General features: G+C 56.1%; 24 protein-coding genes. 10 read left to right on the forward strand and 14 right to left on the reverse strand.

The window, feature by feature from the left end; genetic code table 11:
- Together VFX97_20045 and VFX97_20050 are read right to left on the reverse strand one after the other, a co-directional pair.
- Positions 1–210, reverse strand: a complete 210-nt coding sequence (locus tag VFX97_20045; GenBank protein ID HEX5705503.1) for a hypothetical protein — start codon at positions 208–210, stop codon at positions 1–3.
- Between the two features lie 80 nt (positions 211–290).
- A complete protein-coding gene (locus VFX97_20050) occupies positions 291–1073 on the reverse strand; it encodes a DUF3142 domain-containing protein (GenBank protein HEX5705504.1) in 783 nt (260 codons plus the stop codon).
- Positions 1074–1236: 163 nt separating this feature from the next.
- On the opposite strand from VFX97_20050, the gene VFX97_20055 reads away from it, so the two are divergent.
- On the forward strand, positions 1237–2988 hold the full coding sequence (locus tag VFX97_20055) for a PQQ-binding-like beta-propeller repeat protein (protein HEX5705505.1): 1752 nt from the start codon (positions 1237–1239) through the stop codon (positions 2986–2988).
- Between the two features lie 129 nt (positions 2989–3117).
- Here VFX97_20055 and lipA read toward each other — a convergent pair whose 3' ends face one another.
- Positions 3118–4023 (reverse strand): lipoyl synthase, encoded by a 906-nt coding sequence (gene lipA / locus VFX97_20060; protein ID HEX5705506.1) that lies wholly within the window; start codon positions 4021–4023, stop codon positions 3118–3120.
- A gap of 235 nt (positions 4024–4258) precedes the next feature.
- On the opposite strand from lipA, the gene VFX97_20065 reads away from it, so the two are divergent.
- The 4 genes from VFX97_20065 (at position 4259) to VFX97_20080 (ending at position 7146) form a co-directional block, all read left to right on the forward strand.
- Positions 4259–4825, forward strand: a complete 567-nt coding sequence (locus VFX97_20065; GenBank protein ID HEX5705507.1) for a hypothetical protein — start codon at positions 4259–4261, stop codon at positions 4823–4825.
- A gap of 176 nt (positions 4826–5001) precedes the next feature.
- Positions 5002–5586 (forward strand): hypothetical protein, encoded by a 585-nt coding sequence (locus VFX97_20070; GenBank protein ID HEX5705508.1) that lies wholly within the window; start codon positions 5002–5004, stop codon positions 5584–5586.
- 130 nt (positions 5587–5716) lie between these two features.
- The gene (locus tag VFX97_20075) at positions 5717–6754 is read left to right on the forward strand and encodes a hypothetical protein (GenBank protein HEX5705509.1); all 1038 of its coding nucleotides are present in this window, start codon (positions 5717–5719) and stop codon (positions 6752–6754) included.
- Complete coding sequence (locus tag VFX97_20080) at positions 6754–7146, forward strand: hypothetical protein (protein HEX5705510.1); 393 nt, start codon at positions 6754–6756, stop codon at positions 7144–7146. Before VFX97_20075 ends, VFX97_20080 begins: the two co-directional genes overlap by 1 nt.
- Here VFX97_20080 and VFX97_20085 read toward each other — a convergent pair.
- The 8 genes from VFX97_20085 to lipB all read right to left on the reverse strand — a co-directional run bounded on the left by VFX97_20085 (position 7122) and on the right by lipB (position 12496).
- The gene (locus tag VFX97_20085; protein ID HEX5705511.1) at positions 7122–7379 is read right to left on the reverse strand and encodes a hypothetical protein; all 258 of its coding nucleotides are present in this window, start codon (positions 7377–7379) and stop codon (positions 7122–7124) included. The two genes, VFX97_20080 and VFX97_20085, sit on opposite strands and share 25 nt — an antisense overlap.
- 6 nt (positions 7380–7385) lie before the next feature.
- Positions 7386–7772, reverse strand: a complete 387-nt coding sequence (locus VFX97_20090) for a pyridoxal-phosphate dependent enzyme (protein ID HEX5705512.1) — start codon at positions 7770–7772, stop codon at positions 7386–7388.
- A 49-nt stretch (positions 7773–7821) separates the two neighbouring features.
- Positions 7822–8433, reverse strand: a complete 612-nt coding sequence (locus VFX97_20095; GenBank protein HEX5705513.1) for an asparaginase domain-containing protein — start codon at positions 8431–8433, stop codon at positions 7822–7824.
- A 15-nt stretch (positions 8434–8448) separates the two neighbouring features.
- Complete coding sequence (locus VFX97_20100; protein HEX5705514.1) at positions 8449–9345, reverse strand: cyclase family protein; 897 nt, start codon at positions 9343–9345, stop codon at positions 8449–8451.
- Positions 9329–10228 carry a TauD/TfdA family dioxygenase gene (locus VFX97_20105; GenBank protein HEX5705515.1) on the reverse strand — a complete coding sequence of 300 codons (900 nt, stop codon included), beginning with the start codon at positions 10226–10228 and terminating at the stop codon, positions 9329–9331. Before VFX97_20105 ends, VFX97_20100 begins: the two co-directional genes overlap by 17 nt.
- Before the next feature lie 2 nt (positions 10229–10230).
- A complete protein-coding gene (locus VFX97_20110; protein ID HEX5705516.1) occupies positions 10231–10731 on the reverse strand; it encodes a YbaK/EbsC family protein in 501 nt (166 codons plus the stop codon).
- A gap of 69 nt (positions 10732–10800) precedes the next feature.
- Positions 10801–11757 (reverse strand): threonine/serine dehydratase, encoded by a 957-nt coding sequence (locus tag VFX97_20115; protein ID HEX5705517.1) that lies wholly within the window; start codon positions 11755–11757, stop codon positions 10801–10803.
- Between the two features lie 46 nt (positions 11758–11803).
- Positions 11804–12496 (reverse strand): lipoyl(octanoyl) transferase LipB, encoded by a 693-nt coding sequence (lipB, locus tag VFX97_20120; protein ID HEX5705518.1) that lies wholly within the window; start codon positions 12494–12496, stop codon positions 11804–11806.
- A 234-nt stretch (positions 12497–12730) separates the two neighbouring features.
- Here lipB and VFX97_20125 point away from each other — a divergent pair, with 234 nt between their 5' ends.
- From VFX97_20125 to VFX97_20135, 3 genes are all read left to right on the forward strand, one after another.
- Positions 12731–13237 (forward strand): hypothetical protein, encoded by a 507-nt coding sequence (locus VFX97_20125; GenBank protein HEX5705519.1) that lies wholly within the window; start codon positions 12731–12733, stop codon positions 13235–13237.
- A gap of 13 nt (positions 13238–13250) precedes the next feature.
- On the forward strand, positions 13251–14363 hold the full coding sequence (locus VFX97_20130) for a DUF2891 domain-containing protein (GenBank protein HEX5705520.1): 1113 nt from the start codon (positions 13251–13253) through the stop codon (positions 14361–14363).
- An 82-nt stretch (positions 14364–14445) separates the two neighbouring features.
- Positions 14446–16599: an aconitase family protein gene (locus VFX97_20135; protein ID HEX5705521.1), complete on the forward strand. Its 2154-nt coding sequence runs from the start codon at positions 14446–14448 to the stop codon at positions 16597–16599.
- A gap of 136 nt (positions 16600–16735) precedes the next feature.
- On the opposite strand, the gene fabG is transcribed toward VFX97_20135, so the two are convergent.
- Complete coding sequence (fabG, locus tag VFX97_20140; GenBank protein HEX5705522.1) at positions 16736–17491, reverse strand: 3-oxoacyl-[acyl-carrier-protein] reductase; 756 nt, start codon at positions 17489–17491, stop codon at positions 16736–16738.
- A 152-nt stretch (positions 17492–17643) separates the two neighbouring features.
- Positions 17644–20859: a VWA domain-containing protein gene (locus VFX97_20145; protein HEX5705523.1), complete on the reverse strand. Its 3216-nt coding sequence runs from the start codon at positions 20857–20859 to the stop codon at positions 17644–17646.
- Between the two features lie 119 nt (positions 20860–20978).
- Between VFX97_20145 and VFX97_20150 the strand changes: the two genes are divergently transcribed.
- Positions 20979–21458: a hypothetical protein gene (locus tag VFX97_20150; protein HEX5705524.1), complete on the forward strand. Its 480-nt coding sequence runs from the start codon at positions 20979–20981 to the stop codon at positions 21456–21458.
- On the opposite strand, the gene VFX97_20155 is transcribed toward VFX97_20150, so the two are convergent.
- A complete protein-coding gene (locus VFX97_20155) occupies positions 21455–22261 on the reverse strand; it encodes a CbbQ/NirQ/NorQ/GpvN family protein (GenBank protein ID HEX5705525.1) in 807 nt (268 codons plus the stop codon). The two genes, VFX97_20150 and VFX97_20155, sit on opposite strands and share 4 nt — an antisense overlap.
- 134 nt (positions 22262–22395) lie before the next feature.
- Between VFX97_20155 and mnmA the strand changes: the two genes are divergently transcribed.
- On the forward strand, positions 22396–23514 hold the full coding sequence (mnmA, locus tag VFX97_20160) for a tRNA 2-thiouridine(34) synthase MnmA (GenBank protein HEX5705526.1): 1119 nt from the start codon (positions 22396–22398) through the stop codon (positions 23512–23514).
- The last annotated feature ends 43 nt before the right edge of the window (positions 23515–23557 follow it).

The raw sequence follows: 23557 nt of genomic DNA on the forward strand, positions 1-23557 counted from the left end.
TCAAACCAATGCTGCGCCGACTGGAATGGCAGAATCTGTTGGGGTGATTGGGACTTCGACCTTCACCGGATCGGCATTTACTTTCGTCCACTGTCGATATCCGGAAATTTGATCGAGAACCTGCGTCTCGTTGTCGTTACCGGCGAGCGCGGCGGCGGCAAACGCTGCCCCGACTGCAATCGCCAGAGTGGCTAAGGAGAGTTTTTTCATGCGAAACCTCAATTCGTGTGTTGAGGTCCAGGGTTGCCCATGAGATGCGCGAGGCGCCGGTCTGGGTGCCCCTCATTAGTTCACTTCGCCAGTCTTTCGTTGAGGGCAGTGAGGTCGCTGGCTTTCCATGAACGATGATTGAAGACATACACGCGACGATTAGGTTTGAACTTAATGTCGAGGGGCTCGTCCACCGCGATGCCATAGCTCTTTTGGCAAAGCGGTTCGCGAAAGTCTTCGCCAGAGGACAAGAGGTTCTTGATCGATCGGTCGTCGGCTCCCATGCGAAAGATCATTGGCACGGCTTCGTCCACGGGCAAATCGCTGAGCCACCGATCCCCAACACAAAACGAAGCGAGCGCCGTCATCGATAGCGCCAGGTTGTCCGGCAACTTCGCGCGCACGTCGTGGAGCAGCGCGCGATAGAAGTCGCGTTCCGAACTAGTCGCATCGAAATCGATCTGGATCGCTGAGACATTGCGGAGTCGCATCGTTCGCAGAATGAGTTCGACGGCTTTGTGTCGTTGCGCGTCGCTCAATGAAGCGTATTCTCCCGTTGTTTTCTGCGATTCGATGCGCGTGACGGCAATTAACTTCATCTCAGGCGAGACATCGAGTGGCTGATGACGCGGCTTCAAAAGGACGTCATCATTCTTCAGCGCAAGTGTTTGCGCCAGGTACGCGACCGAAAAATGGTGCGGATCTACTGTCTTCAAATTTTCCGGCCGTTCCCACGCCCACAGAACTACGCGCGGAAAGTAACTCTCATCCAGGCGGTTCCTGTTTTGATCTCTCGGTGTGCAAGTGGCCAGCATCACGAGCGTTAACCCGCCGACTATGCACCGCTTACTTCTGAGTAACATCGGATTGCATGGTAACGACCGCGACGATAATGTGCCAGAAGCTTTACGATAAGAAGCGCGTAATCCTCAGTGACGACCGCGGAAAAACCTCACAGGACGAATACGACGCGGTGCTAGAATGCGTGCGCGGGAAGTTAATAAAGGTTCGAATGGAGTGGGCCCGATGAGAGTTGTTGACGCCGTCAAGATTTCCCTGGCCGCGCTTACGGTGAGCTTGTTGTTTAGATTCACTGACGTGGTGGCTCAAACCTCAGCGTCGCAAGCTACCTCGCTGCCTTCTTACCAACTTAAATTTGGCGCCTTCACCGCGCGGTTCGATCCCGGCGGCACTTTCACTCTGCAAGGCCAGGGCTGGCCGGCTTTGAATGGCAATTGGAAGAGCGGCGGCTCCGCGGAGGTTGAGTTGATGATGTCTGGTGGACCCGGCGGTTGCGATGGGCCCGGGCGTTATCAATTCCGGATGGAGGGAAAGCACGTTAAGTTCACCGTCCTCTCAGACGACTGTCGCGTACGTCGAATGATTCTCGACGGCAGTGACTGGGGTCCTGCCGACGAAGCGAAAGTCATCCTTTCACGCAAAATCACAGTGACAAATGCGGGCCGGGCCTCACTCCCCCGTCCACGCTCAGCCGCGGGAAGCTGGCCGTCGTTTCGAGGACATCGCGCATTGGGCGTCGCTGAAGGTCAAAGCCTACCCGATCAATGGAATGCCAGGACCGGCGAGAATATTTTGTGGCGGACGCCGATCCCCGGGCTCTCGCACTCAAGCCCGATCGTTTGGGGGGACAGGGTGTTTGTCACCACAGCGATTAGCACTGATCCAAAAGCGACGTTTCGTCCCGGCTTGTACGGTGATGGTGACGCGTCAAAGGATCGCTCAGTTCACAAATGGATGATCTATGCGATCGACAAACGCAGCGGAAAGATCGTCTGGGAACGTGTGGCCCACCAGGGCCCGCCCCTCGAAAAACGACACATCAAGGCGACTTATGCTAATGCGACGCCCGCCACCGATGGCCGCATCGTGGTGGCGTGGTTCGGATCGCAGGGTGTTCATGCCTACGACGTCAACGGCAAGTCTCTTTGGAAAGTCGATCTGGGCCGCGTGGACATGGGCGCTTATGACATCCCCACCTACGAATGGGGCCCGGCCAGTTCACCGATTATCTGGAATGATCTGGTCATCATCCAGTGCGACACGCAGACCGATTCCTTTCTGATCGCACTTGATGTGGCCACGGGAAAGACCATCTGGAAAACTGACCGTGAGGAACTGCCTTCGTGGGGCACGCCGACGGTTGCCGACACTTCAGCGGGAAGCCAGCTGCTAACGAACGCTTCAAACTTCATTCGCGCTTACGACCCGCGCAGCGGAAAAGAGTTGTGGCGGCTTGGGCGCAGCTCAAAGATCACCGCGCCCACACCCCTCGTCGGCGATGACCTGATCGTAGTCGCCAGCGGACGTGGTCCGGAACGGCCGATTTTCGTCGTGCGACCAAACGCTCGCGGGGACATCACGCTGGCCGAAGGCAAGACCGCCAGCGAGACGATCGCCTGGAGCCGCACGGGCCGTGGATCTTACATGCCGACGCCGCTCATCTATCAGGGGCGGCTATACGTGCTGGCGAATAACGGCACCTTCGACGCCTATAATTTGAAGACCGGTGAAGAGATTTATCGCCAGCGCCTGCCGTCAATCGGCAGTGGCTACAGCGCGTCACCCGTGGCGGCAGATGGCAAGATTTATCTGACGAATGAAGACGGTGAAATTGTAATCGTTGGCGCGGGAGATAAGTTCACTCACATCGCCACCAATTCGATGGGCGAACTTCTCATGGCCACTCCGGCATTGTCCGAAGGCGTAATGTACGTGCGGTCCGCGCAGAGTTTGTTTGCGGTGGGGAAAAAGCGGTAATGATTCGTTTCTGTAGCCAGGCGTTAACGCCTGGGAGGATTGATTCATTTTCGAAGCCCCATTAATGGGGCTTTAACCGTGATTCGCATCTCTGAACCAAGGCGTAAGCGCCTGGGCTACAAAAAAAGCCTATCTCCCATTACCATTCGCTTGCTCACGCGCGTGATAAGAGGATCGCGTTAGCGGGCTGGACTGGACGTGTTTGAATCCCATCGACATCCCGATGTCGCGCCAGCGATCGAATTCTTCGGGAGTGACGTAACGTTCGACCGGCAAGCGGCGCGCGTGCGGTTGCAGGTATTGGCCGATGGTCATGATGTCGCATGACGCGGCGCGCAAGTCTTTCATCAGCTCGACCACTTCATCGAATTCCTCGCCGAGACCGACCATGATGCCGCTCTTCGTCAACATGGAATGCTGTTCACGATCGCGGCGCGCGCCCGCGCGTTGCAGTAACGTCATCGACTGTTCGTAAACCGCATCCGGGCGAACACGACGGTAGAGCCGCGCAATCGTCTCAGTGTTGTGATTCAACACGTCGGGTTCGGCGTCGAGTACAGTGTTCAGCGCATCTTCATCGCCGTTGAAATCGGGAATCAGGACTTCGACTTTGCACTCAGGATTGAGCGCGCGCACTTCGCGAATCGTCTCAGCCCAGTGCGCGGCGCCGCCATCGGGCAAATCGTCGCGATTCACCGAAGTGATCACTGTGTGCGCAAGATTCAAGTGGCGCACGGCTTCGGCTACGTGACGTGGCTCTTCGGTGTCTAAAGCGTTGGGCGCGCCTTTGCCGACCGCGCAGAAACCGCAATGCCGCGTGCAGACATCGCCTCCTAACATGAATGTGGCGGTCCTGTTAGTCCAGCATTCAAAGATGTTTGGACACTTCGCCTCCTGACAGACCGTATGCAGGTTCAACCCTTCGATCAGCTTCAGCACATGGTTCTGATTCGTCGGATCACCCAGACGGATCCGCAGCCAATCAGGTTTAGGCTGACGAGGTTTGGTGTTTAGGACTCGAAGTTCGCGGGCCAAGTTTTGTTCCTATGGTTTTAGCAAAAACATTCTAGCATCCGCGTCTCGGAATCAGCATCCAAGGGCTTTGGGTCTTAGGTCCCAGGCCTTAGGTCTTAGGTTTGGGTCTTGGGTCGTCGTCACGGCCTGATTGAACCACGCCACGCAGGTCCGATCTAAACCAAAGTCCTAAGTCCTAAGTCCTAAGACCAAAGACCCGAGGCGCAGACCAAAGATGCGAAATTTGGGAGGATCCATGAAACGAATCTTGATTTCGATAACAGCACTCGTGGCTCTGCTTGCGACTTTCGTTTTTGCGTTTGGCGATGTTCCCCGGCCAAAACCAACGAAACCAACCGAACCGGTGAGACCGATAACGGTAAACAGCTCACTGACGATCACGTCTGACAGAAAAGCCTACGACGCGACAATACAAATCCCGGCAGAGACGCTGAAAGAGCTCAATGAGGCGGTGCAAAGAGGAGACGATTCAGCTTTGCTGGTGCAAAGCATTAAGCACAGCTCGACACGCACGATGATGGCCGGCCTGTTCATGTTTCTCGCCGTCTCGTTCGCCGGTGTTTGGCTGGCGCGTTCGAATCAGCGAAGGAATGTGAAAGCTGTCGCTGCCGTGATGGTGATCGCATTTGTCTTTGGATTGGCGACGGTGATTGTGCGCGCGAATGCAGGCCCGCCGGGATACGTTCGGTGGCGCAACCTACCGCAGAATTTAAAGGACGGCAAAGAGACCAGCGCCGATGTTGGTATCGAGATCGTTCCGGGCGATGGAGACATTAAAGTGATCCTCCCGGTGCGGAATTAATGTCAGTACCACCTGCTGCTCCTCTCCCTTTGGGAGAGGTTGGGGGAGGGTGCGAAGCATAGCGGGTGGGTTGAACTCGCGAGAGCAGAACCGGCAAGGTGCCGGTGGTCCGCACGCAAGGATGCATTGCGCTCCACTTCTCCTCGGTTATACTGCGCCGAATTTAGGAGGACATTATGAAACGAATTCACATTTCGACAGCGGCGATTGGAGCTTTGCTCACGACCTTTGTGTTTGCCTTCGGTGATATTGCTCGGCCGAGGCCGACGACGCCGACTGAACCGCACGGACAAATAGTCCTGCACAGCGGGCTGACCATTACGTCGGACAGCAAAACTTACGATGCGCGACTGCAAATCTCGGCAGAAACTTTGAAGGCGATTAACGAGTCTTTGGAGCGTAAAGACGGCTCGGCCTCGCTGATGCAAAACATCAAGCACAGCTCGACGCGGACGATGATGGCCGGGCTGTTCATGTTTCTCGCCGTTTCGTTCGCGGGTGTTTGGCTCGCGCGTTCAAATCAGCGGCGGAACGTGAAAGCCATCGCCGCGGTCGTGGTGATTGCGTTCGTTTTCGGGGTGGCGACGGTCATTGTGCGCGCAAACGCGGGACCGCCGGGATACATTCGCTGGCAGAATCTGCCGCAAGCTTTGAAGGACGGCAAAGCAACGACCGCCGGTGTTGATATCGAGATCGTTCCCGGCGATGGTCAGATTAGACTGATCATTCCGTTGCGCAACACGAATAGACCTGGGGAATAAGCTCAGAGCAGGCGCGCTCGGTGACTGTGCTTCGGACTTAGTACTTTGAGCTTTGATGTCTGTTCGAAGTGAGTCGTCCTGACTGAGAAATCAAAGTACAGAGTACAAAGAACAAAGTACAAAGCTCAAAATGGAACGAGCTGAAAACATTTCGGTTGCGACATGGTCGCGCGCAACAGCGCACGAGCGAGCGCGCGTGTCTGCAAAAACGTTCGCGGCGATTCTAATTGGCAGCGCGCTTTTATCGGCGGCGTTTGCCAGTTGGGTGCCGTTGACGGCGTCAATTGCGACCGTGTTCCTTTTTGCGGGTCCGCACAACTGGTTTGAGCTGCGTTACTTCCTCACGCGTTTGCCGGTGCGGTTTGGCCGCTCACGAAACTTCTTCATCGTCGCATTCAGCGGAATTTTCGCGCTCACTCTAGCCTACGTCTCGCTCCCGGCGCTTTATTACGCAAACCTCTGGTCGGGTCAGAACTGGCCCACTGCGATTGCCGCGTGGAATACGGCGCTCTTGTTATGGATAGCAGTGCTGGTCGCGATGCGTGGGAAACAAACGTCGCGACGAGATTGGTCATGGGCATTCCCGGTCGCTTTTGGCCTGTGCGCGGTCAACTGGCTGGTACCTGATTTGTTCAGTCTTGGGATCGTCTATCTACATCCACTCGTCGCGCTCTGGTTTCTTGATCGGCACCTGCGCCGCACAAAGCCGGAATGGCTGAAGACGTATCGCCGCTGTCTGATGCTGCTGCCGGTATTATTGGCCGGCATGCTCTGGCAGCTTTCACGCACTCCGTCGCTGGCTGAAGACAACGGCTTGTTCTGGCGTATCACGCAACACGCCGGTGCAGAGCTTCTGCCGAATGTCTCGAGTCACATGCTTGTTTCCACGCACGTGTTTCTCGAGATACTGCACTACGGTGTCTGGATTGTGGCCTTGCCGTTGATTGGCGCAACCGGCGCGATTTGGAAAGTGAAGACTATTCCAGTCGCAGGTCACTCGCGTGGTTTTCCGAAACTGATCGCGGGGTTACTCATCTTCAGCCTGTTTATCGTCGCCGTACTGTGGGTGGGGTTTTCGATGGACTACAACGCCACCCGAGACATTTACTTCACGGTGGCGATTGCCCACGTGCTCGCCGAAGCGCCGTTCCTTTTAAGAATGCTGTGATGTCTTCTTCCGCTCTTTGGCGCTTCCTGCCGCTTGGTTATCTCCTCACAATTCTGATCGAGACGCCGATTCTGCTCGTCGCTCTCTCAAAGCGGCATCCGATTAAGCGAAGACTGTTGGCGGGACTGTGGCTGACGGCGTGTACTTACCCCGTCGTCGTGCTCGTTCTGCCGCTATTGTTTGAAAGTAGATCGCGCGCGGCGTACCTCGTCGTCGCCGAAACATTCGCGCCGGTCGCGGAATGCATTTTGTTTTGGCTGGCTTACGGCACGGCGACGGAACTAGGAAAGAGTTCGATGTGGCGAGACTTCGCCGCCATCGTCGTCGCGAATCTCGCGTCGTTTGGGGCCGGTGAAGTTTTGAATGCTTACGGCTGGTTTGGACTGCTCTGAGGCTGAGCACCAGATTGAGAAGCCGCGTTACCCAGATTCAAACAGACGTCGCCCACGACCACGCGCGTACCTCCGCCGGCATTTCGTCTTAATCGCTTAAAAAGGAAAACGAATCCGACCAACACGGCCGCCGTCAGCATCAGCACAACGACGGCAACCAGGATCAAACCGGCGATACCGATGCCGACAGAGACCGGCTCGGGCGCTGCATCGAGCAATAAGATATGACTCATCATTCGCTAATCCCTCAGAACTCCGGCGAGCACATCGCTGTCAACGTTACCGCCGGATAGTACGACGCCCACGCGCCGGCAATTTTGCGGAAGCTTCTTCGCAAAAATCGCGGCCGCCGCGGCGGCTCCTGACGGCTCGACGACCATCTTCATTCTAAACAAGATGAATTTCATCGTGGCGATGATCTCATCGTCCGTCACGGTCAGAACTGCTTCGACGTTTTGACGCGTGATTGGAAAAGTGAGTTCGCCGGGCTTTTGCACGCGCAACCCGTCCGCGATTGTCGGTGGTGGAGAGATCTTTACGCGCTCGCCCTTGGCGAGCTTGCAGCTGGTTTGGATTGCCGTCCTAGTAAATAGCCGTAATCGGCCGACACTTTGGAGGGAATACAACTGCCGCTAGACGCGCCCTATGCGCTCGAAACGGCAACAATGGGAGACCCTATTTATGACGACTAGGAACTGCGGCGTGCGCCTTAGCGTGACCGTTTCCATTCGAAAACCGAAACACTTGTCTCTCGCGGTCTTTTCTAACAGCACACACAGGTGAGATCTTTCCATTAATTGCTACGTATGTGCCCGCCGGCAGTATTTGGACGGCAGCTATCGCCATTCCGAGATTCAAGATGGCATCAGTGCCTTTAGATCTCGCTGGTCTAAACGCACCAGTGAGGACGATGGTTTTCTTCGGAATGCCGGAAAGGAATTGGCCGGTCTCCACTATCGTGTCTGTGCCGTGCGTAATAATGATCCTTTTCTGAGTACACGCCTCGACCTCGTCACGAATCGCTTTCCGATCAACATCCGTCATCTCAAGACTATCTTTCTTGAGAATGGGTTTGATGAAGTATTTGAATCGCACTAGTCCATCACGCAGGATGCCTCTAATGAGTGGGCGTGGATCTTCAATTTCGAACGAACTCGTGAATGGCGAATACGTCTTGTCAATCGATCCCCCGGTTGTAAGAAAAGCAATCTGCGACGAGCCGTTGCCATTTATTCCGTTTTGTACTGCGTCTGTTTGGACATCGGTCTCCACCGGTATTTCCACCATGACGGCCTCCTCCTATCATGAACTGCCTGTCTCTTGGCGGGCAGATACGACGTACGGACGCGCGAGTGCGTTGTCGTCGAGTTCGGGGATTTGCAGGTTAAGCGGGACGCCGCTGAACCACATTTTCTGACCTACGAGACCTTTTGGTATCCGCATGTTCTCGTAAATCAAAACGTCGTGACCGAGAAGCTTTCTGTGGTTCATCGGTCCTTTCAATACCTTCAGTTTTTCCTTAACATATTGTCGGCACTCGGGATGTCGAACCAGCGGAAGCTCATCCCCACTGTAGTCTATAATGGGATGCTCCACCTGTAAACAGTCAATGCCTACAAACGAAAGCTTTTTGTTAACGATTAGGTCACATGCATCTTCGGCCAGAAAAGGGTTAAAAAAATACGCATAATTCCACGATTCTACAATCTCATACTTCCAGAATCGCGATAGGCCTGTGTAAATTAGTATCCCTCTTAGATCTTCAATTCTGACGTTCATGTGGTCTAAAGACCCTGTCAGGTCGGAGGCTGTTATCGAGAGTTTGTCGAGCGATTGGAGAAACTCTAAAACCTTGTCCTTGTCGTCGATATTGACAATAAACTCGCCGCGCTCATTGAAGTCTTCGCTTAGTTGCAACAACTTAGATGAAAAGTCCAATATCGCTACCGATCCTATAAATCGCTCGATCGGATATTTCCCCACCGTTTCGTAAAACCGACTTGCATACTCTGAAATGTGGCCCGGGAAGTCGATGTGTGTGCAGGTATTCGAGTAAAGATTATTAACTACCGACGTGACAAAGAAAACACCATGCGATTCGCCTTCAGTAAAACGCACTTCTGGCAAAGGATTGTTGATGCTGAAAGTACATGGTGGTTGATCAAGAATAGGATGCGACAGATCAATAAACTCGCCCATTGTGAGGCTCCTTACGAGGGTTTACGTAGATCCTATTAATATGGCGCGGCGTAGTTTGTGGAGCAAAAGCCGTGCGACCGTGGAGGAGAAACCAATTGTCGATCACTGCCACTGAATTTGGGGGTAGCCCTACTTCAAACACGCTCGTTCGCAACGCGCTAACGAGACTCATCACAGCGTCGATACCATCACGATAAACAGTCCTGAGGTTGTCGCGTCGAAATCGTATACGCAGCGGCGTGGCGTCCGTCTCTCTTGTTAAGATCGGAAACCTAACAACACGCGCGCCGTCCTTGTAATGAGGCGGGGCAGGAAACTCATAATCGGATTTCTCAAGTTGCTTGATCGCCAAGTTGTCCATTTCATCAAGCGCCTCTGAGATTCTGCAGAATTCAGAAATACCACCGCTGGCCGTATCATTCGCAATGCTGTGCAGCAAAAAGAATCTTGGCGGTTCCGGTACGTAAGAGAGATCTGTATGCAGGAAGAAGTCGCGTGCGTTCTTGAAGGACGGCCGTTCGCCCGCCTTTGTCCCTTGGTCCCTGATCTCAATCACGTAATCACCCTCGCCAGCATATTTCGTGACGTCGCCAAGCAACCAGCCTATTAGCAAACCGAGTGATCGAGGATCAGCTACTTCGGGGACATTCTGTAGCAAAACCAGACCTGGCGATGAGCTCTCGTCGACACAACCCTGCAGTCTCTGGACAAGGCTCGGCAGATCTTTTGCTAGGTTAGGAGCGGCGCCTTGAGTAGCTGTTACGAGCGCGTCCTGTGTCTTAGCGCGGGTGAATGCAGAGCAGGCATCGGCGAGGACACTGCGCTCTAACTCGTTCAGCGTATATTCAAATCTTGCGGTAGCCGCGACAGCAGTACTACTCATGTCTATCCCTCCTGTATCGGTTGAGCCTTTCCGAAAAAACCCAAGCTTGGGTGCTCCACCGTCAAATAATCAGCGAATCCCATAGCGATTGAGCGGGAATGCGAACCAGCATTGAAGTATATGGTTTCATTGTCCTCTAGCCTGCGATCACAGAAAGTTTGTAAATTGAACAGACTGCCAAAGGGCGGGATCGCGCCAGGTTTGAGCGACGTTAAGGAGAACACCTCAGGTTCGTTAGCGAAGCGGAAGCTTTTTGCGTGTAGCTCGCGTTTTGTGGCCTTGTTATCTAATGAGAAATCAGCCGGAACAACGATCATTAGAAAGTTGTCGTTAGCTTTAACGACGAGCGCTTTGGCACCTGCATGGAGACTCACACCGCGTGCAGCGGCCGATTGTGCACTTGTATAAGCCGGAGCGTGAGTTAAAACGCGAAAATCAATGCCCTTCGACTTTAGCAAATCGCTAAGCTGATCAAAAATGCCATTCTCTTTGTCGTTGGTCATCGGGAGAATCAATTTAAGTTCGATTTCTGGCTATCCTATACAACTTCAAGTCCCCACGGTCAAGCGGGTTCATGAGGCAAGACAAACCCCTCTCAAGATGTCGGGATCGACGTTGCCGCCGGATAGGACGACGCCCACCCGGTCACAGCCGTGCGGAAGTCTCTTGACCAACACGGCTGCGGCTGCGGCCGCACCGGAGGGCTCAACCACTAGCTTCATCCGGAACAAAATAAATTTCATCGTGGCGGAGATTTGTTCATCGGTGACGCTCAAAACTGACTCGGCATTTTGGCGCGTGATTGGGAAAGTCAGTTCACCCGGTGTTTGTGCTCGCATCCCATCAGCGATGGTCGTCGGCGGAGAGATCTTGACGCGCTCACCCCTGGCGATTGATTGCTGCGTGTCGTTCGCCGTGTCGGGCTCAACCGCAAAGCATCTGATGGAAGGATTTAATCCCTTTGCTGCCGTGCTGACTCCGGCGAACAATCCACCGCCACTGCAAGGCGTTAGGATGCAATCCAGATCCGGAACTTCTTCCACCAGCTCCAGCCCGCAAGTTCCCTGGCCAGCCATGATCAAATAGTCGTCGTACGCCGGAACCTGGACTAAGCCTTCGCGTTCAGCGATCTCGCGGCCAAAGGCGTCGCGGTCGTCTTTGTGCCGATCGAAGACGCGAATGTCGGCGCCGTATGTTCGCATGCCGGCAACCTTCATCTTTGGCGCGTCATCGGGAATGCAGACGACCGCCCGCACTCCGGCTTCGCGCGCCGCGAGCGCCACCGCCTGCGCGTGATTTCCGGAAGACACGGCGAGCACGCCCCGCTTTTTCTCTTCATCAGTGAGCGAAAGAATTCTATTGGCGGCGCCGCGCGCTTTGAATGCGCCCGCGCGTTGCAGGTTTTCGCATTTGAAGAAAACTTCGCAACCGGCGACTTCGTTAAAAGCGCGCGAAGTTGCGACCGGCGTGCGATGCACACGGCCGGCGATTCGTTCGGCGGCTTGGTTGATGGTGTCGAGTGTCAACATGGGCGATATGAGGTCAGTACCGGGAGCGGTAGCGACCGGAGTACAGTCATGTGGATAAAGCCAAGACCCGATCGCTATCCCGATTTGTCGGAATACTGACGTCATTCATCTCAAAGACATCAGCAAACCGCTCGACGATTCGATCTTCGACTTCGCTCAAATCAAATTCCCGTCCCAGCAACTCTTTCATTGAGGTCACCGGTTCGCCTTCGCAGGCGACGATCAGATCGAAGTAACTCAAATCAGTGTTCACATTCAGGGCGAAGCCGTGCGTCGTCACCCAACGGGCGATGTGCACGCCGATGGCCGCGACTTTCCCGCGCGGGGTATGCACTCCCGTCAAACCCGCAATCCGAAACGTTTCGATGCCGAAGTCGCCCATCGCGCGAATCAGCACCTCTTCCAAATCGCGCACAAAGCGATGCACGTCTTTGCGATCCGGACTCAGGTTGATAATCGGATATCCCACCACCTGGCCCAACCCGTGATAAGTCGCTTTACCGCCGCGGTTTGTTTCAAAGACGGTCACGCCGCGCGCTTGCAGCACTTCATCGGCAGCGATGATGGCACCCGGCGCCGAACGTCGTCCCATCGTCAGCACATGCGGATGCTCGAGTAAAAGCAGCGTGTCAGGCTGTTCGCCGGCCAACACTAACGCTTCGGTTTGCTTCTGAATATCCAGCGCCGCGCCGTATTCGACGCGACCGAGGCGTTCAACTTTCAGATTTCTTTGTTTCATCCGAGTTTGGAATACTAACTTTAGTTGCGTGCATCGGCTTCTGTAAACTTGGAGAGCCACCGCGAAGCGGCGTAGCGTGGATTTGCGGGGGACGGCGCAACGCTTCATGAGACTGATTTCACTTCAAGTCGATCTGTTCGCCGCTGGCGCCACCGCGACTTGACTCGAATTAACCGATTGCCGCAGGCTTGATGGACTCTTGGATTCTTCCAAACAGTTTGAAGGAGTCAAAAAATGAGAAAGTTAGGAATCGTTCTCTGCATTGTCTTGCTGGCGACCGCCGCGGTCGCGCAAACGCGCACACGCAGGTCCACACCGCAACGTCGTCGGGCTCCGGCCACCGCATCAACGACTTTAGATACTGCCGCACAAGCGAAGACTGAAGGCGCTAGCAGAATTGCGATTCAGATAAAGAACTTAACCGCCTTCCTTTATTTATATGGAAGGATCTCCAAAGATCTGGAAGTCATGACAACGTCCGGCCAAGCATCGCCAACCACCGACCGCAACAAAGCGCAACTCAAAACAAGCTTCGAAGACTTCCGTGTGGGTTTGGATCAACTCGAGATTTACTTTCGCACCACTCCAGGACTGCAGGGTTATTATGTGAAACTCGCAGGTGCGGCAGCAGGTGCCGCGGCAGGTGAAGAGCAGGCGGCCGCCGGCCGCTACGATCAGGCCGGGAAAAGTTTGCTTGGTGTAGTCGGTCGTTTGGTCGATGTGTTGGCGATCATGCACTGACCGTTAATCTCTGATGACCATCACGTTTCGAGCCATTCAGTGGATTGCTTTCCTCGGCCTGCTGCTTGCCGCAAATGTCTCCGCACAACCAACGGGGCCGGCTGACCTTTCCCTAAACCAGACACAGGCTTCGCATTTCGCCCGCCTCGCTTTGAAATGTGTCCGGAAAGAATTTCCGCAAAAGCTCGATCACACCATGAACGACGCGTCAGAGGTTCGTAGTCCAAAGCAACTGCACCCGGCGTTCTATGGTTGCTTTGACTGGCATTCAACGGTGCACGGCCACTGGATGCTCGTACATTTGCTGAAGACGTTTCCGGCCCTTCCGGAAGGGCCCCAGATTCGCGAGGCTCTGGACGACAATCTGAGTGCGAAGAACATCGCCGGCGAAGTTGCTTATCTAAATCAAAAGAGCCGCGCGTCGTTCGAACGCACTTACGGGTGGGCCTGGCTGCTAAAGCTGGCGGAGGAGTTGCACGGCTGGAACGATGAAGACGGGCGCAAGTGGTCACGCAATCTTCAGCCGTTGGCCGATGCCTTTGCCGATAGATACGTCGCGTTTCTGCCGAAACAAAATTATCCAATTCGCACCGGCGTGCATCCGAACACGGCGTTCGGTCTGGCGTTCGCGCTCGACTATGCGCGCGCGGTGGGAAATCAAAAGTTGGAAACGCTGATCGTTGAGCGCAGCCGCACATACTTTGGACGCGACGTAAATTATCCCGGCGCCTGGGAGCCGGGCGGTGAAGACTTCTTTTCCGCGGCGCTGATGGAAGCTGACTTAATGCGACGCGTAATGAAGGGCAGAGAATTCGCCGTGTGGTTTCATCGCTTTCTTCCCGGCGTCGCACGGAATCAACCGAGAGCCTTGCTCGTACCGGCGATTGTCACCGACCGCACTGATCCGAAGCTTGTGCATCTCGACGGCTTGAATCTCAGTCGCGCCTGGTGCATGCGCAGCATCGCAACTGCTTTGCCGCGTACCGATCCGTCGCGCGCCGTCCTCGCCCGTTCGGCGTCCGCCCACGCGCAAGCCGCCCTGCCGCACGTCGCCAGCGGCAGCTATGAAGGCGAACATTGGCTCGCCTCGTTTGCGGTGTACATGTTGACGACTCCCGCGCCATAAACACCGGCCATTCCGACAAATCCGCTGCCGCGGTTTATAATTCCGGTTTGCAATTCTTTCGTAAATTTCTCGCGGAGTAAGAATGTCAGCTAATCGATCCGAAAAACGCTCTGACCAAATCACGTTCAACGGCCGCATTCTGTTTTTGACGGAAGATACGGCGCTGATTCGAAAGCAACTTGAAGCCACCGGTGATGAAGCCCGGAGCATTGAAGACGAGTTAGCGGCGCGACTCGCAAACGACAATCTGCCGCTGATGAACAATATTTCGACCGACGAGATCACGCCGGGTTGGGTTTGTTTTCATTACGACGAGACTCTGGGCGAATACGTATACGTCGGGATGCGCGACGCCGCAGTCCGGAAGGATGAAGTGAAGAACGGCGGATTCGCTGTGGTCGTTTCGGGTCTGTCGAAAGGCTGCGGCTCTTCACGCGAAACCGCGCCGTACGCTGAGAAATGGGCCGGCATTCAGCTCGTCATCGCCCAGAGCATTGAGAAGATCTACGGCCAGAACTCGCAAAATATCGGTTTGCTGACTTCGACTGACTTCGGACTGATTGATCGCGTTCGTCGCGGCGAAAAGATCCAGCTGGCGGAATTCACCAAAGGACTCGATCCAATTTCAAAAAACATCGTCGAGTATGGCGGGCTCTTTAATTACAACAAGGCGCGTTTGGCGGGCGAAGTTTCACCGCCGCCCGTTGAGAGTCAGCAGCTCATGCAGCAACTGGTTGACGTCGGTCAGATCGCTGAACATGAACGAGAACTGTTCCAGAACGTCGTGCAGGGTGCGGTAACAGGCGCGTCCGATGCCATGGAGTCAGTACCACCTGCGTCAGCGGGTGGGTTAAAGCGACGGCCGATGAACATCGTCGAAAAGATCATCGCACGTCACGCGTTCGTTAAAGCCGGAACCGTTGGGGTTGAGTCAGTCAAACCCGGCGATGCTTTGTTCGCGGTGGCCGACGTGCGCTTCTCGCATGAATACGTGACGCCGATGGCCGCGTCGCTTTTGACCCAGGCGCTGGGACCGGATGCGCGTGTGACCGAACCTGAATCAGTCTTCGCGTTTCGCGATCACCTGACGTTCCTCAACAAAGTCATGTCGCCGAAGCATCGCGAGATGGGCTTGCTCGAAAAGGCCGACGGCCTGGCGACGACGCAAGAGAGTTTCGCTGAGAAGCAGGGAATTAAACTTTACGGCGAGAACCCCGACGGCGGATCGGAAGCAATCTGTCACAACGCGGTGGTTGAGGATCTCGCTTTGCCGGGACAGATCGTGATTGGCACTGACTCGCACACGTGCATGGCGGGCGTGCTTGGCTGCTTCGCGTTCGGCGTCGGCTCAACGGACATGGCGAACGCCTGGTACACGAAAGACATTCGCATCCGCGTCCCCGAAACCGTCAAGTACGTTTTGACGGGGAAGAAGCGCGCTGACGTCACCGCGAAAGACGTGATGCTTTACATTCTCGCGACCGACTACATGAAGACCAGTCAGGGCATCGGCAAGGTGCTGGAATTCGCCGGCGATGATTTGATGAACTGGCCGATGGATGAACGCGCGACGCTGACGAATATGTCAGTCGAAGCCGGCGGCTTTACCGGCATCATTGAACCCGACGAAGCGACGCTCGCTTACATCGTCACCACGCGCGGCCTGGATGCTGAAACCGTGCGCGAAGGCTTTGTTTATAGCGACGCTGATGCTGAATATGCGGCCGTGTTTGAGATCGATTTAGACGAGATCAGGCCGATGGTGGCTTTGCCCGGCGATCCGCGCAACGGAATTCCGATTGACGAACTGTCGGAAGAAGTGCGCATCGACGCCGCGTACGGTGGGAGCTGCACCGGCGGCAAGATGGCTGACATGGACATGTACGCGACCGTTTTGCAGCACGCGCTTGAGCAGGGCAAACAAGTCGCGCCGGGTGTTCACCTCTACCTGCAATTCGGATCGCAGAAGATCAAGCAGTACGCGCGAAGCAAGGGATATATAGAAATCTTTGAAAAGGCCGGTGCTGAGATGATCGATCCCTCTTGTGGGGCTTGCATCAACGCCGGACCCGGCGCTTCACCTTCGGCGGAAACAGTCACCGTCAGCGCGCAGAACCGAAACTTCCCCGGCCGCAGCGGTCCCGGAAAACTCTACCTCGCTTCGCCTTATGTAGTGGCGGCTTCGGCGATTGCGGGAAAAATTGTTGAGCCGGATGAGTTTTTGGGACAGAACTGAATACTCCGCGGATTACGCAGACGAGGTCAGTACCACCTGCGTGAGCGGGTGGGTCCCGCGTCAATTTCGTTGAGCCTTCACCCATCCACCTACGCGGATGGTACTGCTTCATCCGCGTAATCTGCGGACTACCTCCTCACATCGCCAGGCCTCCATCAACCTGCACCACCTGTCCGGTGATGTACTTCGCGTCGTCTGAAAGAAGGAAGCAGGCGATGCGGGCGACTTCGTCGGCTTCGGCGAAACGTCCGAGCGGTATCTGCTCAATAATTTTCGCTTGATAACTTTCGTCGAGACCGCTGGCCATGTCCGTCGCCACCATGCCGAGCGCGAGGGCGTTGACGGTAACTTTGCGGCTGGCAACTTCGCGAGCCAGCGCTTTCGTCAATCCGATCATTCCGGCTTTCGAAGCCGAATAGTTTGATTGCCCGGCCATACCGACAACGCCGCTGATTGAAGTGATGTTGAGGATCGAGCCGCCGCCATCCTGACGCAGCATTACGCGCACGGCGGCTTTGGAAAAATTCCATGCGCCTTTTAAGTTCGTGTCGATCACCGCGTCCCAATCTTCTTCTTTCATGCGCAGAATCAGGGTGTCACGCACGATGCCGGCATTGTTCACGAGAAAATCGATCCGGCCGAAAGTGTCTTTCGTTTGCTTCACCATCTCAGCGGCTTCATCGGTGTTCGCGACGTCGCTCTGAGTCGCGAGCGCGCGCACGCCGAGCGCCTCAATTTCAGATTTCAAAGTCTCGGCAGCTTCGGCGCTCTTTGCATAATTGAACGCGATATCCGTGCCGCGCCGCGCGAGTTCAAGCGCGATCGCACGGCCGATGCCCCGCGTGGCGCCGGTGACGATGGCTGATTTGCCGGAAAATTGTTTGTCGCTCAAGTTTTCACCTCGACGGGTATTATGTGCGGATACTTGCAGAACTCTCCGTGTCACTCTGTGCGATCTCGGTGGCCTGTGGTGGAATTCTGCTAAGGCACCTCACCACAGAGACACGGAGATCACACGGAGAAACACAGAGGGCAGATTGTACTTCACGTCGTCAATCTTCGATAAATTCCCGGCAGCCGCTCAGGCAGTGACAGCACATCGTCAATGATCGTATAGCCGACTTCTCCGTAGAGATCGCGCAGCTCGGCTTCAGATTCGCGGTCGATTGTGATGCAGAACGGCGTGATGCCGCGCACCTTCGCATTCACGAGCGCTTCGCGCGTGTCTTCCCGCGCGTAACGCGCGTCGCCGTAATCGTGATCGTAAGGCCGGCCGTCCGACAGAACGATCAGCAGACGCGTGCGCGCTTCCTGCTGTTCGAGTTTTGCAGTGGCGTGCCGAATCGCCGCGCCCAGGCGGGTGTTGTTCTGATAAGTGATGCCGCCGATGCGGCGCATCACCTCGTCCGAGTAATGCTCGTCAAAGTCTTTCAGCACATAAAACTTCACATTGCGCCGGCCTTCGGAGGTGAAGCCGTTGATCGAATACACATCTCCGACGGCTTCGAGCGCCTCACTCATCAGCACCAGGCCTTCTTTTTCAATCTCGATAATGCGGCGGCCCGGGTGGGTGTAAGGCTGAAGCGGATGGCGGCCAATGGTGCGCGCGGTCGATGAAGACTGATCGAGCAGGAAAGAAACTGCGACATCGCGACGCCGGCGCAACCGTTTCGTGTAGATGCGCTCAGACTGTTGACCGTCGGCGCGCCGATCGATGAAGTAATCGACGACAGCGTTCAGATCGTAGTCTTCGCCGTCCAACTCGTTCATGATGCGCGTCAGGTTCTCAGGCTTCAGCAGCTGAAACTGATGACGGATTGATGACATGACGCCTTTGTAGCGCTCGCGAGTGTCATCGACGAACGCGCGACTGCCGCGCTTCACTTTCTTTTCCACGACGCGGCACCAGCCGACGCGGTGGTCAGTCAGCTCGCGGTCCCATTCGTCGTAATTGAACGCGACCTCGCCTTCTTCCAGTCCGTGCTCAGGCGTCTCGCCTTCACTCCACGCTTCGCTGCCTTCCAGTTCGTCAAATTCGCCTTCCGCCTCGGTGTTCCACGCGTTGAAAAGTTCGCGCGCGTCGCGCCGCTGCGGCTGCCGATCGCGCTCGCGCTGCGACATCATCTCTTCGGCAAGTTTGCTCGCGTCCTCCTGATCCTGTTCATCGGGAACTTCGATCTGCTTCTCGGCGTCTTCCATCGAGATCGATTGGAAGAGGTCGTACACGCGACTTGTCGCCATCAGCGTGTCGGCCACGCTCGTGTTTGAGTCGCTGAGGTAATCCGCGACCACTGTCTCTAACTCGGATACGATCTGCCCGTAGAAATCGCGCGCGTCGTCCAGTGCGCCGCCGAGCATCGTGATCTGAAACAACAACTCGAAGGGAACCAGCGTTGCCGGTAGATCGATTATCTTCGGCCGGCGGCTTCTTAGGTGTGCCCGAATCAGATCAAGGTCGCGATTGAGCCCTCGATACTGGTTTCGCAGCCGGCGATCGATGCGGCCATTCTCGAGCGTGCCGAAAATGCGTCGCGCCAGAGCGGGAATTGGAAATAATTGGAGGACGTCGGAGTAACGGGCTCTTGCGCCCTCACCGCGTGCGGGGAGGGATAGGGTGGGGTTAGCGCGCGTGCCAACCTCTCCCCCACTCCTCTCCGCCTGCGGAGAGGGGCGTTGCCCGTGTTCGGCGGCAGCTATGTCGGGCACGTATCCATCGTCCGCGAACGCGGCGCGCTCGTCCTGATTGGCCGGATCGAAACGAGCCGCGAGCGAAACATAAGCGGCGCGCAAATCATCCGTCGCTTGGTCGTATGTGCCGAATTCAATTTGTCCCGCAGCATGCGCCGCCAGCACTTTGTAAAGCCGAAAGTCGAGTTCATCGTCGCCGAAATCAGAGACTGCCGCGGGCAGGTAAATCGTGCTGCCATCGCCGATGCGTGCTTCAACCGGCACGGCGGCAACCGAAGCAATCTCAACCGCGCGTCCGGTTAACCCTTCGACGTACAGCCGCAGCAAGTGCTGGATCGATTCGAGTGTCACGCCGCCGTGATCACTGGCGCGGAGCGCGTCGTTGCTGGTGCGCGTCTCAAGCGCGTAATAACTTCGACGCGTGCGCGTGTCGCTGGTAATCAGCCCGGCGCGCGCCCACGCTTCGAATTGATCGATCGAAACGGTGCGGAGCGCCTTTGCGCTGGAACGCAAACAGGCCAACGCGCTCTCGCCGTCCGTCCGCGCCACATCGCGCGTAAGGCTGATTACCCGGCGTACGAGATCGATCCCGCGGTCGTGCCGAGTTTCAGTCGCAATCGATTGAAAGACGCCCGGACAAGTTCGCGTGAACGCCACCAGTCCCGCATTGCCGTGCGCCGCCACCGCCCAGAGAAGTTCGATCCACTCATCGAAGCATTCCGGAACTGTTCGCAGGATGTCGCCGCCGGCAATCAAGACTTGCAGCGCCGCGCCCCCGCCGCGTTCGAGAAAACTGCGCGTGCGCCGAATTAATTTGAGCGCGTGGTCCGGATCGAGTCGCGCGGTTGCCGCCGGGAGCGAAACCCAAGCATCAGCCGCGATCCCGCCGGCGTGTTCGGCAAAGGATTTCGCGAGATCGACGGCCGCAAAAAGAACAGGGTGTTGGGTGTCGGGTGTCGGGTGTCGGAAATCAGGGTGTCGGGTGTCGGGTCCCCCAACACCCTCAACAACCGCCGGTGTCGCGCTCAAAAACTCCGCGCTGTGTTTCGCTGAACGACGCGAGATGCTGGCCGCGATTTCATAGATCGAGCGAAGCAGGTCTGCATCAGATACTCGGTCAGCCAGGGCGGGCGCGTCGCGAAATGTCTCCGCCGCAATCGCTGCCGACAGAATCATCTGCCGCGAACAAACCTGGAACACAAAAGGCCGCACCGGCGCCGGTACGCGCGCGAAATCGGTGGTGCCGGCGGAAAAGAAACTTATGCCGCTCTCGACGTCGTTTGTGGTCAGCCGCCGTCCCAACTCGCCCCACGCTCTTAGTTCCGCCGGCTCCAAAACACGCGCCGCGTCCGGCGTCGCGCGGAGAAACTCAATGCTGGCGCGCAGAGAAACTCCTGCTACCGAAGCGCTGGTTTCAATCGCAGCGCGCATATGTTCCAGCGGCAGGTGACTCGCTGCGCGAAGCAGTTCGGCCACCGTGCGCCGCTCCTGCGGGTTCTTGACTGAACGCAGGTGCTCCTCGATCTGGCCTGCAAGGTTCGGCTCTTCGCCGGTTGTGGTGTGTTCAGACACTTGGAAGATTCAAAAAGAAACGCGTTACGTCGTGAGCCAAGTATAGAACCAGCCGTGACCCAATCCAATTGCGACTCGTGTTAGCATCACGTCGCTGACCTTAAGAAGGAGCCGTAAGAATGAAGCGACGAATACACATCGGACTAGCAGCGGGTCTATCCCTTTGGTTTACTTTGGTGTTTTGTTTTACTTCGGCGATTGCGCAAACGAATCTTGCGCATTTAAAAGCCTGGGAAGGGAAGTACCCAACTGAGAAGAAAGGGAAAGTGACGCGGCGCTTCTTCAACGACGCGACGTTACGGAGCTCGCTCAGCAAGCTTTTGAGTCGCGGCGACTTCGCGTTACTAACTAAAGAGTATTCCGTCGAGACGCCAATCATGAGGGCGGGAGATTATCTCACCGTCAAAGTTTGCCGGCCGCACCTGTGTCCCGAGCAGGCAGCATTCGCGATCAATCTCACCACGGGAGTCGTCTATGTGCGGATGGCCATCGATGAGAACGCGAAGTGGTTTAGTTCAAAGGGCAGCGAATCAGACCTTCCGCGAAATGTCCGCGAGTACATGGAAGATTTTTCCAAGACGGAAATCGGTTCGCCTTAGATCACCGTCGTCACGATCTCTCGAATGCTGCGCTGCAGATCGCGATCGTCAGTAATCGGTGAGCACATCGCGACTTCGGCAGCGCGGGTCGGCGCGATGCCGTTGGCGATCAATTGCCCCGCATAAATCAACAGACGGGTCGAGACGCCTTCTTCCAATCCATGGCCGCGCAGGTTGCGCACCTTCTGACCGATCAAAACGAGATCGCGCGCCGTACCTTCGTCGATGCCCCCTTCATGGGCGACGATCGCCGCTTCCAGTTCCGGTGAAGGGTAATCGAAATCGATCGCGATGAAGCGTTGCCGGGTTGATTGCTTCAGGTCTTTAAGAATCGATTGATATCCCGGATTGTAAGAAACGACGAGCATGAAATCCGTCGGCGCGTCGAGGACCGTGCCGCGCTTTTCAATCGGCAGACGCCGTCGATGATCGGTGAGCGGATGGATGATTACGACCGTGTCTTTGCGCGCTTCAACAACTTCGTCGAGGTAACAGATCGCTCCATGACGAACAGCCGACGTCAGTGGCCCGTCGTGCCAGACTGTCTCTTCCCCTTCGATCAAGAAACGGCCGACGAGATCAGTTGAGGAAAGATCTTCGTGGCAGGCGACGGTGATCAGCGGGCGCTCCAGACGCCACGCCATGTGCTCGACAAAGCGGGTCTTGCCACAGCCCGTCGGCCCTTTCAGAATCACCGGCAGCTTTGCCGCGTGTGCGGCTTCAAACAAACCAACTTCGTTGTCGACGGGCAGGTAATAAGGCTCGTCAGCGATGCGATATTCTTCTATGGCGCGTTCAGGCATGGGCGTGTAAATCGTAAATCGTAAATGGTGAATAGTCGAGCACCGTGCTTTTGGTTGACCTTCTCTGCGAGTGCTACCATGTTGGATCGCGCGAAGCGTGAGTCTATTCACTATTTACGATTGACGATTTACCAATGAAGATTGCAGTAGCAATGTCAGGTGGCGTGGATTCTTCCGCGGCCGCCGCTATTTTGAAGGAGCAGGGCCATGAGCTGGTCGGCTTTACGATGCAGTTGTGGAACCAGCGCCGCGGCATCAGCGTCGATGAAAACGGCGAGCCGCTGCCTTCGCGTTGCTGCTCGCTTGACGATGTCTACGATGCGCGCCGGGTAGCGGAAGAACTAGGCTTCCCGTTTTACGTGCTGAATCTGGAGAAGGAATTCGAGCGCGACGTCGTGCAGCCGTTCGTCAACAGTTACCTGAACGGCGAGACGCCAATTCCGTGCGTGGCCTGCAATAGCCGTTTGAAGTTTGCGTCGCTCGATAAGCTGGCGGCGAGCCTCGGTTGCGAGAAGGTGGCCACCGGGCATTATGCGCGCGTTGAGTTTGATGAGGGAACGAATCGTTATCGGCTTTTGCGGGGACGCGATCCGCTGAAGGACCAGTCCTACTTTCTTTGGGAGCTGACCCAGGATCAGCTTTCGCGCTCGTTGTTTCCCCTCGGCGAGCTTTCAAAGAGTGAGGCGCGCCAGGCCGCGCGTGATAGCGATCTCGCCGTCGCGGAAAAGAAAGAGTCGCAGGAGATTTGTTTTGTGCCTGATGGCAATTACGCCGGCTTCATCGATCGATATCTGGAAGCGGAACAGCAAACCGATCGGCTTCCCGGCGCGGGTGAAATTGTGACTGCGGGCGGCGAGGTGCTGGGTACTCATGCGGGTATTCATCGGTACACGATTGGCCAGCGGCGTGGAATTGGCATCTCTGACGCGCGGCCCCTGTACGTGCTGAATGTCGATTCGCAGACGAACCGCGTGACCGTCGGCTATGATGATGAATTGTTGGGCGACGAGTTCACCGCCGCGGGCGTTAACTGGATCGCTTTTGATAATCCAACTGAGCGAGTGCGCTCAGAAGTGCGCGTGCGTTACCGGCACACGGCCGCGCCCGCGACGATCACTCCGCTCACAGACAATCGGGCTTCGGTTAAGTTTGACGAGTCACAACGCGCCATCACGCCGGGTCAGGCGACCGTGTTCTATCGCGGCGATGAAGTGCTGGGCGGCGGGTGGATCGTTAAGCACAGTGAGCAGTGAGCCGTGAGCAGAAAAGGGCGCCGGGGGCTAATCTTCACTGCTT

The organism is Pyrinomonadaceae bacterium (assembly GCA_036277115.1).
GTDB lineage: Bacteria > Acidobacteriota > Blastocatellia > Pyrinomonadales > Pyrinomonadaceae > UBA11740.

Coding starts and splice junctions, on each gene's coding strand:
- VFX97_20130 (HEX5705520.1), top strand. CDS start 13,251: ATGACCATCACGTTTCGAGCCATTCAGTGGATTGCTTTCCTCGGCCTG.
- VFX97_20105 (HEX5705515.1), bottom strand. CDS start 10,228: ATGAGTAGTACTGCTGTCGCGGCTACCGCAAGATTTGAATATACGCTG.
- lipB (HEX5705518.1), bottom strand. CDS start 12,496: ATGAAACAAAGAAATCTGAAAGTTGAACGCCTCGGTCGCGTCGAATAC.
- VFX97_20050 (HEX5705504.1), bottom strand. CDS start 1,073: ATGTTACTCAGAAGTAAGCGGTGCATAGTCGGCGGGTTAACGCTCGTG.
- VFX97_20070 (HEX5705508.1), top strand. CDS start 5,002: ATGAAACGAATTCACATTTCGACAGCGGCGATTGGAGCTTTGCTCACG.
- VFX97_20125 (HEX5705519.1), top strand. CDS start 12,731: ATGAGAAAGTTAGGAATCGTTCTCTGCATTGTCTTGCTGGCGACCGCC.
- VFX97_20055 (HEX5705505.1), top strand. CDS start 1,237: ATGAGAGTTGTTGACGCCGTCAAGATTTCCCTGGCCGCGCTTACGGTG.
- VFX97_20080 (HEX5705510.1), top strand. CDS start 6,754: ATGTCTTCTTCCGCTCTTTGGCGCTTCCTGCCGCTTGGTTATCTCCTC.
- mnmA (HEX5705526.1), top strand. CDS start 22,396: ATGAAGATTGCAGTAGCAATGTCAGGTGGCGTGGATTCTTCCGCGGCC.
- VFX97_20095 (HEX5705513.1), bottom strand. CDS start 8,433: ATGGTGGAAATACCGGTGGAGACCGATGTCCAAACAGACGCAGTACAA.
- VFX97_20075 (HEX5705509.1), top strand. CDS start 5,717: ATGGAACGAGCTGAAAACATTTCGGTTGCGACATGGTCGCGCGCAACA.
- VFX97_20115 (HEX5705517.1), bottom strand. CDS start 11,757: ATGTTGACACTCGACACCATCAACCAAGCCGCCGAACGAATCGCCGGC.
- VFX97_20155 (HEX5705525.1), bottom strand. CDS start 22,261: ATGCCTGAACGCGCCATAGAAGAATATCGCATCGCTGACGAGCCTTAT.
- VFX97_20110 (HEX5705516.1), bottom strand. CDS start 10,731: ATGACCAACGACAAAGAGAATGGCATTTTTGATCAGCTTAGCGATTTG.
- VFX97_20065 (HEX5705507.1), top strand. CDS start 4,259: ATGAAACGAATCTTGATTTCGATAACAGCACTCGTGGCTCTGCTTGCG.
- VFX97_20100 (HEX5705514.1), bottom strand. CDS start 9,345: ATGGGCGAGTTTATTGATCTGTCGCATCCTATTCTTGATCAACCACCA.
- VFX97_20085 (HEX5705511.1), bottom strand. CDS start 7,379: ATGAGTCATATCTTATTGCTCGATGCAGCGCCCGAGCCGGTCTCTGTC.
- VFX97_20150 (HEX5705524.1), top strand. CDS start 20,979: ATGAAGCGACGAATACACATCGGACTAGCAGCGGGTCTATCCCTTTGG.
- VFX97_20135 (HEX5705521.1), top strand. CDS start 14,446: ATGTCAGCTAATCGATCCGAAAAACGCTCTGACCAAATCACGTTCAAC.
- VFX97_20045 (HEX5705503.1), bottom strand. CDS start 210: ATGAAAAAACTCTCCTTAGCCACTCTGGCGATTGCAGTCGGGGCAGCG.